Here is a 13,941-nt window from a genome sequence, read left to right on the forward strand (position 1 = left end):
CAGTCATTCATCGCCATGAACAACGTGAATTCGAACGAATTTCAATCCGTGCTGGACGCCGACCTGCATCGTGCCGTACTGGAATCCCAGGCACGTTCGCAGGCCGACAAGAACCTGCCGACGCTGACCAAGGCCGAGCTGGCCGAACTTTTGTTCGAGCAGGTCGGTCTGAACAAGCGCGAAGCAAAGGACATGGTGGAAACCTTCTTCGACGAGATCCGCAACGCTCTCGAACGTGGCGAGGCCGTCAAGCTGTCCGGCTTCGGTAATTTCCAGCTGCGCGACAAGCCGCAACGGCCTGGCCGCAATCCCAAGACTGGCGAGGAAATCCCCATCACCGCGCGCCGCGTCGTGACCTTCCACGCCAGTCAGAAATTGAAGGAAATGGTGGAACTCTCCAGCGGTGACGCCGTTGAAATGTCCGTCTAATTTATGAACGATCGTGTCAACAAACCTGCGGCCATCGTCTTGCCGCCCATCCCGGCCAAGCGTTATTTCACGATAGGCGAGGTCAGCGAACTGTGCGGTGTGAAGCCGCACGTGTTGCGCTACTGGGAACAGGAATTCACCCAGCTGAAACCTGTGAAGCGCCGTGGCAACCGGCGTTATTACCAGCACCACGAAGTGCTGCTGATCCGCCGTATCCGTGAACTGCTGTATGAACAAGGCTTCACTATCAGTGGTGCCCGCAACAAGCTTGATGGCACGCACGAGGCCGAGCAGCCGCAAGAACCGCAGCGCCCCGTCATCAGCCTGGATGAAGCGGCCATCGATGCGCTGCGCGCGGAGTTGCAAGCCGTGCTGGAAACACTCAAGCCGGGAGCAGCTGCCTGAGTCCAACAGGCTAGGCCGATTTCTCTGATGCATATTCTTGGCGCCACACGCCGGTCTTGATGGCCGCCGTGTGGCGTGTTCATTTCAGGGCCATGCCGGCACACTGGCAGGCCGGGGACTAATCATGATGTGTTACCAATGGCGCCCCATGCGGGCCGATGATCTGCCGCGCGTGATGGCGATTGCCGAACAAGTTCATGTCGGTTATTTCGAAGCTGAAGAGGTCTTCGCTGAGCGCCTTACGCTGTTTGCACCCGGATGCCTCATCGCCGTGCGTGAGGAAGGGGAGAGCGAGGAAGAGGTGATCGGCTATGCCTTCATGCATCCGGCGCGCCAAGGTTTTCCGCCCGCCCTCAATACTTTGCTGCGGCATCTGGACCCGGCGGCCGATTGCCTGCATCTGCATGATGTGGCGCTGCTGCCTGCAGCGCGCGGTTCCGGTCTCGGCCGCCGTCTTGTGGACGTGCTCGCTGAACTTTGTCAGGCCCATGGCTTGTCCAAGGCTGCCTTGGTCGCTGTTCACGCGTCCAATGGCTATTGGCAGGCGGCGGGCTTCCTGGAGAATGCCCAGGTGTCGGTGCAAGGCAGAGCATGCCTGGCGAGCTATGGCGACGACGCCCTCTACATGACGAAGAATCTCACATGGTGATTACCGCTGTTGGGCAGGATGGCGATCGCGACACATGTTGCAAAAATATCACGTAAGCGCAATTGCACTTTGGTCTTGATCAAATAACAATAGTTGCATTAAAATTAATAAAAAATTTACAACTATTTGTGTAGATTTGCGTCGGTGTAACGCCATCGTTCAGTCCAGCCTCCTAGTACGACACCAACAGGCGGCATCCGTTATAGAGGTAACGATTCATGTCGCGGTTTTCGAAGTCGGTATTGTGCAGTGTCGCGGTCCTTCCCATTTTTACCTTCGCTTTGACCGATGCGCACGCGGCGACCACGCCGCTCACTGGCGCCGAGGCGCTCAGTCAGTTCAACCTGATCACGCTGGGTAACGTCAACTCCAACTCCCACGTGGACGGTCGCGCCTGGATCGGGGGCTCGGCCAACGGCGGCGACTACGTGCAGCATGTGGGCAGCACGCCGGGTTCCGACTATGCCGGATTGACCGTCATGGGCAGCGCCAACAATGTGCACGTCAACGGATTGGGTTCGTATATCGGTGGATCGTTGACCAATTCCATCGTCAACAGCGGCTCGAGCTACATCGGCGGAGCGGTCGGCAACAGCAACCTGAATGGCGCGTCCTATGTGGCGGGTGGCAGTAGCGGGACCAACTTCAATGGTCCCCGTTTATCGACCCCGAGTGCACTGATCCAGTCCAATGCATCAGCAGCTGCTTCGACCAATTTCGGCAACACCCTGTCCACCTTGTCCAATACGCTCAAGGGCGCGGTAGCCAACAGCACGGTGTCCGTCGTGGGCAACAAGGCGACGTTCAATGCCGTGGCCAACAGCAAGGGTGTAGCGGTATTCGACCTGAGCAACGCCACCAGTGCGTCGGTTTTCTCGGCGGGCGAGTTTTCGTTTGCGGCCAATGGTGCCAGTACCATCATCATCAATTCCAGCGTGAGTTCCGCCGTCATCGGTGCCAACTTCCTGGGTGGCCAGGCCCAGTCGCTGGGTGGTTCCATCGTCTGGAATTTCTATAACGCCACCAGCCTCACCATCAACAACCAGTTTGGCGGCTCCATTCTGGCGACGCACGCCAGTCTGACCAACAACCAGAACATCGAAGGCGGCGTCTTCGTCAGCAGCTTGACGCAGAATGCGGAGATTCATCAGCAGGCCTTCACCGCCAATATTGCGGCTGTGCCTGAACCTAGTACCTATGCCAGCATGATGGCTGGCTTGGGCCTGCTCGGGGTCATGGCGGTACGCCGCAAGAGGAAGCAGGGTCGCGGTTGATGTTTGCCTCAGAGTGGCGCCAGCCGTGTATAAGGCTGTGCGCGACCCGATAGCACCTGCGCCACCTGTCCAAGCAGATCCTGGGTCGGTGCTGGCTTGAAGTCGGTCGCGAAAAACAGTCCCAGCAGCAGCAATGCGGCGACGCCGCGGCGGCGCAAGGGCACTGCCGGTGGACGACGCAGCAGCCATATGATGAACAAGCCTGCGCCTGTCAAACCGATGGTCAGCCCGGTCACAATTTCCGAGGGGGAATGTGCTCCCAGCGGCAGACGCGAGTAGCCTACCGCCAGCGCCAGCAGGATGGCCGCGCTGACGCAGCAAGTGCGCAGTGTTCCCTGTGCCGGCGTGAGCAGCAAGGCTGCTACCGGCAGCAATGCCATGGCTGATGCGCTATGTCCGCTCATGCCAGTGAAATTGAGGCCGGGTGGAGCAATCTGCCACCCCATGAACAGTAGCTTGCTGAGCACTACGGCAAGCATCGTGAGGCAGTAGCACGAGGCCCAAATGAAGGCCATCCGCCACGAGGTGTTGTAGCAAAGCCATACGACAAGCAGCAGGGCGGCAGGGACTGTGAAGCTGCTGTCGCCAAAAAAAGTCACGAAATTCCACATATTTCCTGTTTTCCTACATGCACTGTCAGAGTTGTCTGCTTGACTATTTCTGCCGGGAAATTCTGATACCACGAAAATTTCCGAAACACAATAATCAGAGAGATAATTTTTTGCCTAAATATCAAAAATGATGCATGATTGTGCCTGAATTTTTGTTCTGTTGTGGTGCAGCATTTCCTGAAAGAAAATTCATTTGTTAGTACATTTATAATAAGAAAGGCCGATGGGTAGAACGAATGATGTCGCAGCTTAATTCATACTTTTCTGCCCGCTGCGCCTTGGGAATCACCGCATTGCTGGCCACCAGTTCAGCATGCGCGCAAATAGCGCCCATGCCATCGTCTTCGGATGGCCAGGTGGTTACACCTTACGCGCAATATTCGTTGACTTACGATGACAACGTCCTGCGCTTGAGGGATGCTGCAGCTGCGCAAAATTTGTTTGGTGACGCCAAGATGTCGGATAGCTATCGCACCGCCGTTGGTGGTCTGCGCATCGACAAGCAGATCAGCCGGCAGCGCTTCCGTCTGGATGCGAGTGCAAATCAGAGCCGGTTTGATCATTTCAAACAATTCGACAACAACGGGCGTGATGTCAAGGGTAGCTGGAGTTGGGTGGCTGGACATTACCTGACTGGCGATATCGGTTTCCAGAATAGCCAGGCCCTGACCCCGTTCCAGAACTTTCGGGTGTTCCAGAAAAACATCCGCACGCAGAAAAGTGAATACGCTACTGCAGCCCTGCGGATGCATCCCGACTGGACCTTGCGTGCTCAGTTTACGCGCTTTGATCAGGGCTACAGTCTGGTGTCTCAACAAGTCAATAACTTTACCCAGGACGTGTCCGAAGTAGGGTTGGATTACACCGTGCGCAGTGGGAGCGTAGCTGGTATTCAGTTGCGTCACACGAGTGGTGATTACCCTGCGTCGACTGTGGTCAACGGTGCCACCATCAACAATTCCTTCACTCAAGATGAAGTCAAGGCGAAGGTTTTGTGGCTCTACAGCGGCAAAACCCGTCTGCAATTCTTGGGTGGCTGGGTTCAGCGTACCCGCCAGATGGCAGGTGAAGGTAATTTCAACGGTTTCAATGCCAGGCTGATCGGTGACTGGTATGCGACGGGAAAAACTGCGTTCAACGTGAACCTGTGGCGAGAGCTCGGCGGAATCAGCGACCTTGATGCCAACTATGCACTCACTAACGGTGCCAGCCTGGGCGCTACGTGGCAGTCCACCGCTAAGCTGCGTTTTGACGGGTATCTCGATTATGAGAAGCGCAACTACAACGGTGCAGCCATCATTGCTGGTGTGACGCCCTCTGGCCGCCGAGACCGTTATGAAAAGGCGACGCTGAGTCTGACCTACATGCCAATCACCTCCCTCTCTCTCATCGCGGCAGTGTTCCGGGAGAGCCTGCAGTCGAACATCGATAGTTTCAGCTACGTCTCCAACGGCGTGGCACTGACCACCCGCTATGAGTTCTGATGCGCACATGAATCCCATGCAAGATCATCTCCCCCTTGCCAATATCAAGCCGCATTCCTTGGCCATGCTGTTCAAGCGTGTGGTCGAGCCGGGTTTGATTGTCTGCTACCTGTGGTTGATTACCCGCATCGTCCGCCAGCCGTTCAACGGCGAATATTGGGTGCTGGCCATTCTGACCCTTTTCATCAGTTCGTATGTATTTGCGGAGCTGCATCAGCGGCGCGTACGCAAGAATCTCAAGAGCGCCCGCTTGATCAGTGCTGTTTTCATAGACTGGGCGTTGGTGGTAATGGTCCTGGCTGCGTTGACCTACGTGTGCGAGCTCTATGGTCAACTTTCCCCGCGCGTGATTCTGCCCTGGGTGATTGGCGTGCCCATTGGCCTGATGGTGTCGCAGCATGTGCAGTTGCGCGTCATGCATGATCTGCGCACCAAGGGTGATATACACAAGGCCATCATTGTGGGCGTCAATCCGACGGCACTGAAGCTGGCGGATCGTCTGACCGACTATCCCGCGCTGATGATCAACCTGGTGGGCTTCTTCGATGATCGCGAGGTGACGCGTCAACCCAAGGGCACTTTCACGCCGTTGTTGGGCAGCATGAGCGATGTGCCGGCCTATGTCCGCGAGCAGGGAATCAACCGGGTCTACATCAGCATGCCCATCTCTGCCCAGCCGCGCGTGCTGCAGTTGATCGACGAGCTGCAGGATTCTACGGCTTCGGTCTACTTCATCCCGGACATCTACATTTTCAATCTCATCCAGGCGCGCTTTGACTACGTCGGCGGCATGGCAGTGATGGCGATCTGCGAGACGCCCTTCACCGGGATGAACAACTTCGTCAAGCGCGTCAGCGATATTGTGCTGGCCTCGATCATCCAGTTGCTGCTGCTGCCGGTGATGCTGGTCATTGCCATCTGCGTCAAGGCGACCTCGCCCGGTCCGGTCATCTTCAAGCAGCGCCGCTACGGGTTGGATGGCGAGGAGATTGTGGTCTACAAATTCCGCTCCATGACCGTGATGGAGGACGGCGGTGCCGTTACCCAGGCCACCAAGGGCGACATGCGACTGACCCGTATCGGCGGTTTCCTGCGTAGGACCTCGCTGGACGAGTTGCCCCAGTTCTTCAACGTGCTGCAGGGGCGCATGAGTATCGTCGGCCCGCGTCCGCACGCGGTGGCTCACAACGAGCTCTATCGCAAGCAAATCAAGGGTTACATGCTGCGTCACAAGGTCAAGCCGGGTATCACGGGCTGGGCGCAGGTCAATGGCTTGCGCGGAGAGACTGAAACGCTCGACAAGATGAAGGCGCGTATCGAATTCGACCTCGAATACCTGCGCCGCTGGTCGCTGGTGTTTGATCTCTGGATTATCTTCCAGACGGTACGCATCGTACTCAAGCGTGATAACGCCTATTGATTGTGATGGCTGGCCCCCGGGCCGGCGAGAAAGAATGGCCACAACATCGGACAGGATTTCGTGGCAGCAGGGCGGGTGTTCGTGTCGTACTGGCAGCCAATGGCTTGTCGGACGCCAGGACTTGGCTGACGAATTTTTTGAAACAAGAACAAAGAACAATGCACATTCAGATCCGTAAATCCGTATTGACCCGCGGCCTGGTATTGGCAGCTGCTGCGCTGGCGCTGGCTGGCTGCGAGAAGGGCAAGGAGTCGGGGCAGTCGCTCGTCAAGGTCAACGGCACCGAGCTGACCGTGCACCAGCTCAATGCCGAGCTGAAGAACTCGCCCGGCGTGTCGCAGCCGGTGCTGCTGGATGCACTGGTAACCCGGCAACTGCTGGTCGATGCCGCCAAAAAAGACAAACTTGACGAAGATCCGGCAGTGCTGGCCGACCTGCAGAAGTCGCGCGATACCATCTTGGCACAGGCCTATGTGACCCGCAAGGTAACACCGCCTTCCGCTCCGACGGACGAGGAGATCTCGCAAGGCTACAAGGATGCGCCCGACATGTTCGCGCAGCGCCGCCATTATGAGTTCAGTGAACTGGTCATCCAGCCCGGTGACATGAACGACAAGATCGATACGCTCATGCAGAGCAAGACAACCCTTGAGGATGTGGCGAACTATCTGAACAGCCAGCGCATCAGCTACCGGCGCGAAGTCGTGACCCGCTTCAGCGCCGAGCTGCCTGCGCAGATGGCGGCCACATTGCGTGCCATGGAGCCTGGCACCCTGTTCGTAGTGAAAGAGCCGCAACAGACTTTGCTGATGTCGATCAAGGAAAGCAAGCCGATGCCGGTCAGCCTGCCCGCCGCGGCGCCCCAGATCCGCCAGCTGCTCGTGAGCAAGAAGTACAACGACTTGGTTAACGCGCAGATTGACTACCTCAAGAAGTCGGCCAGCATCGAATATCTGCCGCGTGGTGAAGCCATCCGCAAAACCGCCGAGCAGGCCCAGCAAGATCAGGCGGCTCCCGTCAAGGAAAAGGCGGCTGCGCCCTCCGCGTCTGCCAATGACGAACAAATCAAGCGTGGCGTGGCCGGATTGAAGTAAGCAGCACTGAAGACTGTCGAGCCAGCTCGGCCGACAGAACGAGAATATTAAGAACACAGTCAATCAAGGTGGCAGAGATGAAGAAATGTTTAGTTTGCTTGGGCATGTTGATGATGTTGCTCACTGGATGGGCGAACGCCGGCGATGTACCGGTGGGCCCGGGTGACGTCCTCCGAGTAACCATTTATGGCGACACCAACCAGCCTACTGAAACTCGCGTCACCGAGTCGGGCAACATCACCGTGCCTTTCCTGGGCGAAGTCCGCGTGATCGGCCTTTCCTCCACCGAGGCCGAGCAGAAGATTGCGCGCCAGCTACGCGACAAGGGCTACATGAAGGATCCCCAGGTCAACGTGTTGGTGACCAACATGGTGAGCCAGCAGGTCGCCGTCCTGGGCCAGGTGGCCAAGCCGGGACGCTATGTGCTGGACGGTCCGCGTACCGTGACTGACATGGTGGCCAACGCAGGCGGCGTGACTCCTGATGGTGGCGATATCGTCACCTTGGTGCGTACCCGCGACGGCGTGACAACCCGCCAGCAGATCAATCTGTGGGAACTTAGCATGGGCGGCGACCCCAGCAAGAACGTGGTGCTGGAAAGGGACGACGTCCTGATGGTGGATCGCGCCCAGAAGTTCTTCATCTACGGTGAAGTGCAGCGCCCTGGCATGTACCGCCTTGAGCATGGCATGACGGTGCTGCAGGCGCTGTCGACCGGTGGTGGCCTGACCCAGCGCGGCACCGAACGCGGCTTGAAGATCAAACGCCGCGGTGAGGATGGCAAGATGACCGAGTTCAAGGTCACTGACGAGACGCTGCTGCAACCGGACGACATCGTCTACGTTCGCGAAAGCTGGTTCTGATTCCCTGCCGGAATCTGACCACCTGCCTGTTGCGTCATCCATCGAAACCAACAAGACCAAGAGCCTGATTATGAATTTCGCCCAGCTATTCCTCATCCTGCAAGCGCGCAAGAGTCTCATCCTCAAGGTGTTGGGAACCGTCGTTTTGCTCACGCTGATCGTGAGCTTGATCATGCCCAAGACCTACAAGGCCAGTACCAGCCTGGTGCTCAACTTCAAGGGTACCGATGCCTTGACCGGTCTGGCGCTGCCTGCGCAGCTGACGCCGGGATACATTCCGACGCAGGTGGACATCATCAGCAGCCAAGCCGTGGCGCTGAAGGTGGTGGATGCGCTCAAGCTGACGCAGAGTGCGGAGGCGCGACAGCTCTTTGAAAGCCAAACTGACGGAGTCGGCGACTTCCGTGTGTGGATGGCCCAACTGCTGATGAAAAAGCTTGACGTAGTCCCCGCTAGAGACAGCAACGTTCTCGAAATCACTTACAAAAATGCTGATCCCGCATTCGCGGCCGCTGTCGCCAATGCCTTCGCCACCGCTTATCAGCAAGTCAGCATTGACCTCAAGGTGGCCCCATCGCAGCAGGCCAACAGCTATTTTTCGGCGGAAGTGAAGCGTCGCCGTGAAGCCTATGACGAGGCCCAGCGCAAGATGTCGAAGTACCAGGAAGAAAATGGCATTGTCGCCACCGACAACCATTTCGATGTGGAGACGACCCACCTCAACGACCTATCCACGCAACTGGCTCAGGCCCAGACCCAGACCATGGAAGCGACTTCGCGTCGTGGTCAGGTGCAGGGCACCGGCGCTGGCGAGTCCCCCGATGTTACCAACAACAACTTGATCCAGAATCTCAAGGCCAGCCTGGGTGCCTCGGAATCAAAGCTGGCCCAGCTCTCCCAGCGCCTCGGTACGCGTCATCCGGACTACTTGGCAGCCAAGGCTGATGTAGACAATTTGCGCGCCGAGTTGAATCGCCAGATTTCGGTAGCGGCCAGTGCGGTGAGCAATAACGCATCCGTTTTCATCAAGCGCGAAGCGGAGTTGCGTGCTGCGGTAGCGGCGCAGAAGGCTAAGGTGCTGGAACTCAATCGCAAGCGTGATGAGCTGTCAGTCCTGCAACGTGAACTCGACAGCGCCCAGGATGCCTACAAGGTCATCTCCCAGCGTGCTACCCAGGTGAATATGGACGTGTCGGCTGTACAGTCCGATATCGGTGTTCTGACCGTGGCCTATCCGCCCACGGCGGCATGGGCGCCCAAGATTCCGCTGAACATCGTTCTGTCCCTGTTCGTCGGTACTTTCCTGGGTGTGGCAGCGGCTCTCGTACTGGAACTGACAAATCGCCGCGTTCGTTCCGTGGTGGACATCCAGGGCCTGGCCGGTGTGCCGGTACTGGGTGAGATCAAGCGCGCTAACGCGCCCGTCCGCAAGCGCCGCTTCTGGCAGCGCAAGACTGCAGCAGCAGGCGCGTGAGCGCCGCCTGCCAGGACCACGACTTTTCACGGAGCAAGAATAAATGAACGATCATCAAACACCATCCGAGAGCGTCTCTTCCGCAGGCGGCAAGCTGCCGGGCCGTTCGATCGGCGCCATCCTCGTCGACAGCGGCCTGCTGACGCCTGAAAATGCCGAACGCATCATGCGCCTGCAAAAGGAGAAGGGCCTGCGTTTTGGCGACGCTGCCATCGAGCTGCGCCTGCTCAAGCAGGAAGATATCGATGACGCGATCTCGCGCCAGTTCGAGTATCCGTACTTGCGCAAGGGACAGAGCAGTGTCAGCACCGAGCTGATCGCAGCCTACAACCCCTTCGATGCCCAAGTGGAGGCGCTGCGGGCGCTGCGCAGTCAGCTCATGCTGCGCTGGTTCGGTGTCGAGGCCGATCGCAAGGTATTGGCCATTGGCAGCTCAGGTCGCAGCGAAGGTCGCAGCTTCTTGGCCGCCAACCTGGCAGTGGTGTTCTCGCAGCTGGGGGAGCGCACGTTGCTCATCGATGCCGACATGCGCAATCCGCGCCAGCATGAACTGTTTGGTCTCAAGAATGGCAGCGGATTGTCGTCGATCCTCTCTGGTCGCGGTGAAAACCCGGTGCAGCGCGTTCCCGCTTTACTGGGCTTATCGGTGTTGCCTGCCGGCCCCAAGGCACCTAACCCACAGGAGTTGCTGGGACGTCCTGCCTTCACGCAGTTGCTAGAGGAACTAGCGCCAGAATATGACGTGATCCTCATCGATACGCCGGCCGGCGACGCCTATGCTGACGTGCAGACGGTGGCTGTGCGAGCCGGCGCTGCCATGCTGATCGCCCGTAAGCATCTGAGCCATGTATCGGCGCTGCGCGTGTTGAGCGAACAGCTGGCCCAGTCCGGCGTTGCGGTGGTCGGATCGGTTCTCAACGAATTCTGATCATCCCAGGGGGAGACTAAGCCGTCAGGGACACCTGCGAGGATGTCTCTGGTGATGCCCTGCGTCAATCGAGGGTATTGGATGTGGTCTCCCATTTCGGAAAGGCAATGGAATGTCTCTAGCAGGTGAAACCAGCATGGCGCCCCAGCGCGGCAATGCTCCCCAGGGCGGTCGGCCAGACCTGCCCTGGTTGCTTGTGTTGCTTGGCGTACTGGTGCTCTACGTCCCCAGCATCGTGGATTTGCTGCACGGGCCCTGGGGGACGGAGCGCAATGCGCACGGGCCCATCGTGTTACTGGTTTCGTTTGGATTCTTTTACATCAGGATCCGGCAACTGCTGCGGGCTGGTCAATTGGTCCGTGCACCACGTCCGGCGCTGGGTGCTGCGGTCCTCCTGCTGGGCTTGGCTGCCTACGTGCTGGGACGCTCGCAGGCCGTGCTGATGCTGGAGATGGGCTCGCTCATCCCGGTCTGCGCGGGCACAATCATCTTCTTCTACGGTTGGCAAACTTGCCGGCGCATGTGGTTCGCGTTCTTCTTCATGCTCTTCATGATCCCGTTGCCGAGTACCTTCGTTGACGCAGTCACGCTACCCATGAAGATTGCCGTCTCGGCCGCAACCCAGACCATACTGCACACGCTGGGCTACCCCGTCGGACGCGACGGCGTGATCTTGGTGGTGGGCCAGTACCAGCTGCTGGTGGCCGATGCCTGCGCCGGGCTCAATTCCCTGTTCACGCTGGAAGCGCTGGGCCTGCTCTACATGAACCTTGTGCGCCATCATTCGGTGTTGCGCAATGCCGTGCTGGCCTGCCTGATCGTGCCGATTTCCTTTGCCTCCAATACGGTGCGGGTAGTCGTCCTGGCGCTCATCACGTATTACCTCGGCGATGCGGCAGGGCAGGGCTTCCTCCACGGTTTCGCCGGGATGGTGCTGTTCCTGACGGCATTGACGCTGATCATGGTGATCGACAATACGCTGGTTTGGCTGGTGGAGCGCCGTGAACGTCGCCACGTTGCCAGCAAGCCGGTGGCGAGTCCGCCAGCGCGCAAGGAGCCGCAGGGCGAACTGTGGCGCCGCAATGCCGACCTGTTTCGCATCAGTGCGCGAGCAGCATTGCTGCTGATGTTGCCCATGACCCTGGCCCAAGGTGTGGCGCTGTGGATGACGCCCGAGCCGTTGGTTGTAGGTACGCCTCCCAACATGGAGGCACTTGTGCCCAAGCGTTTCGCTGGCTGGGTCGAAGTGCCTTCGCCCTATTTGCAGGTGGACCTGTCGGTCGGTGAGCCGGGCCAGACCAGCAATGAGCGCCCATATGATGCGGTGGCCATGAAAACCTATCGTAATGCAGAGGGTGAGCAGGTCATGCTGGCACTGGCTTACGCCCGCCAGCAACGCCAGGAGGTGAAAATTCATCGCCCTGAAATATGCTACGAGGCGCAAGGGTTTCGTCAACTTTCCCACGATTTGGCGCGGTTCGATTTGCCGGGTGTCGCAGATGTCGAAGGTGACCGCTTCCTCATGCAGAACAAGAATCGCATCGAGGCCGTCAGCTACTGGATCCATATCGGTGATGCATTTCCACGTGGTGGTCTCGATACCCGCATGAAGCTCCTGCGCGATGGCCTCGAAGGCAAAGTGCCCGATGGCATCTTGGTGCGCGCCTCCAGTCTCATGAACGATCCGGCCGAAGCGGACGAAGCCTATCGCTTGCAGGAGGACTTCCTCAGGGACTTTGTGGCGGCGCTCACTCCGCAGGGGAAGGCTTTGTTGCTCAAAGGATGGAACGACGACTCGAGGCTAGCCATGATGGGCAACGGGGAAAGCAAGTGAAGGGGTTCTTCGCCTTTTTTTCTCCGCGGTGCGTTCTCCCGGTGGACTCTCATTTCATCAATTACCCTCAGCGCCTCATGGCGTTGTGCACGCTGGTTGTGCTTGGCATGCAGCAGACGAACATTTGCATGCTCAAAGCATTTTCTCTCAAGGCCAACATCGTGGTGCTCTTTGCTGGCCCGGGAGCGGTCCGCTGGTAATCAGGCACTGGCGTGCACTTGCAGGGGATAGACCGAATAGCTTGGCTAACATGGCCAGCGACAAGTAAAAACTAGTGAAGGCAGGCTTATGAAATGTTTATGGATCGCGCGCGAGATTCCTTTCCCGGCCAACAGTGGGGACAGGATCTATACGGCACAACTTGCGCAGTCATTCGCACAAGCAAATGGCGCGCTGAGCTTCGTCGGCATTGCTGACGAACAGACTGGGCCAGCGCCCCAAGGGGGGGCGGTGCAGTGGACCACTGTCTCCGGCGGTCGCTACAGTACCGCGCGCGCATTACTGTCCACACTGCCACTGGTGGCCGCTAAGCATGCAACCAGCCGTTATCGCGGTGAACTTGAGAGCTTGTATGCGCAGGAGTGGGATGCAGTCATATTCGACCATTACGCCTCGGGTTGGGCGCTGCGCGATTTCATGCGTATTTTGCGGCGGGCAGGCCGGCGTCCGCGTTTGGCCTATATCGCTCATAACCATGAAGAGAAGGTGCTGCGGGCCGTGGCCGCTGAATCTGATGTTGGCTTCGTGAAACGTGCTGGCTTTTGGCAGAACTACTTCAAGGTCAAGGCGATGGAGCGCTATATGGTCGACACGGTCGACGTGGTCACGGCTATTACGGCCGAGGATGCTGCCGGTTTTTCCGCCCAAAGTCCGGGTGTGAAGACCCTGGTACTGACGCCTGGCTACAACGGTAAGGTTAAGGAACATCGTCGCATCGATGCCAGCGGGCCGCGCCATGTGATCATGGTGGGGTCCTTTCACTGGGCAGCAAAGCAGGAAAATCTGCGTCAGTTCCTCAAGATCGCAGACTCAATCTTCGCAGCTGCTGGCGTCACTTTTGATGTTGTGGGCGATATGCCCGCCAGTTTCCGCAAGGATATTGAACAGGGACTCAAGGCCACCGTGCTGCACGGTTTTGTGGATGACCCAACCGCGATCTATGAGCGGGCCCGCATCGCACTCGTACCAGAGGCTATTGGTGGTGGCTTCAAATTGAAGTTTCTGGACTATATTTTCCGCCGCCTTCCGGTGGCAACCCTTATTGATGCGGTGGCTGGCTTGCAGGCGGAGTTGCGCGAGCAAATGATTCAAACCCCGGACCATGCGTCCCTGGCCAGCGCGGTGGTAGCCGCCATTGACGACGTCGAAAGCTTGAATCGCATGCAGGACAATGCGTTCAACCAGGCGCGAAGCTTGTTCCGCTGGAGTGACCGCGGTCAGGCACTGCTGGCCGCTCTCTCGCGTTGAGCTGAAGAC

General features: G+C 58.2%; 13 protein-coding genes. 12 read left to right on the top strand and 1 reads right to left on the bottom strand.

Annotation, left to right across the window (positions count from 1 at the left end):
- Positions 1-15 precede the first annotated feature (15 nt).
- The 4 genes from CEJ45_RS02720 (at position 16) to CEJ45_RS02735 (ending at position 2,757) form a co-directional block, all read left to right on the top strand.
- Positions 16-429, top strand: coding sequence for an integration host factor subunit alpha (locus tag CEJ45_RS02720; protein WP_051057415.1), 414 nt, complete (start codon positions 16-18; stop codon positions 427-429).
- 3 nt (positions 430-432) lie between these two features.
- Positions 433-834 carry a MerR family transcriptional regulator gene (locus CEJ45_RS02725; protein ID WP_088753699.1) on the top strand — a complete coding sequence of 134 codons (402 nt, stop codon included), beginning with the start codon at positions 433-435 and terminating at the stop codon, positions 832-834.
- A gap of 124 nt (positions 835-958) precedes the next feature.
- Complete coding sequence (locus CEJ45_RS02730) at positions 959-1,483, top strand: GNAT family N-acetyltransferase (RefSeq protein ID WP_088753700.1); 525 nt, start codon at positions 959-961, stop codon at positions 1,481-1,483.
- Positions 1,484-1,701: 218 nt separating this feature from the next.
- Complete coding sequence (locus CEJ45_RS02735) at positions 1,702-2,757, top strand: collagen-binding domain-containing protein (protein ID WP_088753701.1); 1,056 nt, start codon at positions 1,702-1,704, stop codon at positions 2,755-2,757.
- Positions 2,758-2,765: 8 nt separating this feature from the next.
- Here CEJ45_RS02735 and CEJ45_RS02740 read toward each other — a convergent pair whose 3' ends face one another.
- Complete coding sequence (locus CEJ45_RS02740) at positions 2,766-3,368, bottom strand: phosphatase PAP2 family protein (RefSeq protein ID WP_088753702.1); 603 nt, start codon at positions 3,366-3,368, stop codon at positions 2,766-2,768.
- 236 nt (positions 3,369-3,604) lie between these two features.
- Between CEJ45_RS02740 and epsL the strand changes: the two genes are divergently transcribed.
- From epsL to CEJ45_RS02785, 8 genes are all read left to right on the top strand, one after another.
- Complete coding sequence (epsL, locus tag CEJ45_RS02745) at positions 3,605-4,852, top strand: XrtB/PEP-CTERM-associated polysaccharide biosynthesis outer membrane protein EpsL (protein ID WP_241517266.1); 1,248 nt, start codon at positions 3,605-3,607, stop codon at positions 4,850-4,852.
- A gap of 7 nt (positions 4,853-4,859) precedes the next feature.
- Positions 4,860-6,272: an undecaprenyl-phosphate glucose phosphotransferase gene (locus tag CEJ45_RS02750; protein WP_088753704.1), complete on the top strand. Its 1,413-nt coding sequence runs from the start codon at positions 4,860-4,862 to the stop codon at positions 6,270-6,272.
- 137 nt (positions 6,273-6,409) lie between these two features.
- Positions 6,410-7,366: an EpsD family peptidyl-prolyl cis-trans isomerase gene (locus CEJ45_RS02755; protein WP_158214886.1), complete on the top strand. Its 957-nt coding sequence runs from the start codon at positions 6,410-6,412 to the stop codon at positions 7,364-7,366.
- A gap of 110 nt (positions 7,367-7,476) precedes the next feature.
- Positions 7,477-8,229 carry a polysaccharide export protein EpsE gene (gene epsE / locus CEJ45_RS02760; protein ID WP_338152851.1) on the top strand — a complete coding sequence of 251 codons (753 nt, stop codon included), beginning with the start codon at positions 7,477-7,479 and terminating at the stop codon, positions 8,227-8,229.
- A 70-nt stretch (positions 8,230-8,299) separates the two neighbouring features.
- Positions 8,300-9,703: a chain length determinant protein EpsF gene (gene epsF, locus CEJ45_RS02765; RefSeq protein WP_088753707.1), complete on the top strand. Its 1,404-nt coding sequence runs from the start codon at positions 8,300-8,302 to the stop codon at positions 9,701-9,703.
- Between the two features lie 43 nt (positions 9,704-9,746).
- Positions 9,747-10,631 (top strand): chain length determinant protein tyrosine kinase EpsG, encoded by an 885-nt coding sequence (gene epsG, locus CEJ45_RS02770; protein ID WP_088753708.1) that lies wholly within the window; start codon positions 9,747-9,749, stop codon positions 10,629-10,631.
- A gap of 112 nt (positions 10,632-10,743) precedes the next feature.
- On the top strand, positions 10,744-12,465 hold the full coding sequence (gene xrtB / locus CEJ45_RS02775) for an exosortase B (RefSeq protein WP_338152852.1): 1,722 nt from the start codon (positions 10,744-10,746) through the stop codon (positions 12,463-12,465).
- Between the two features lie 288 nt (positions 12,466-12,753).
- On the top strand, positions 12,754-13,932 hold the full coding sequence (locus CEJ45_RS02785) for a glycosyltransferase (RefSeq protein ID WP_088753711.1): 1,179 nt from the start codon (positions 12,754-12,756) through the stop codon (positions 13,930-13,932).
- Positions 13,933-13,941 lie beyond the last annotated feature (9 nt).

The organism is Herbaspirillum aquaticum, assembly GCF_002213425.1.
GTDB lineage: Bacteria > Pseudomonadota > Gammaproteobacteria > Burkholderiales > Burkholderiaceae_D > Herbaspirillum > Herbaspirillum aquaticum.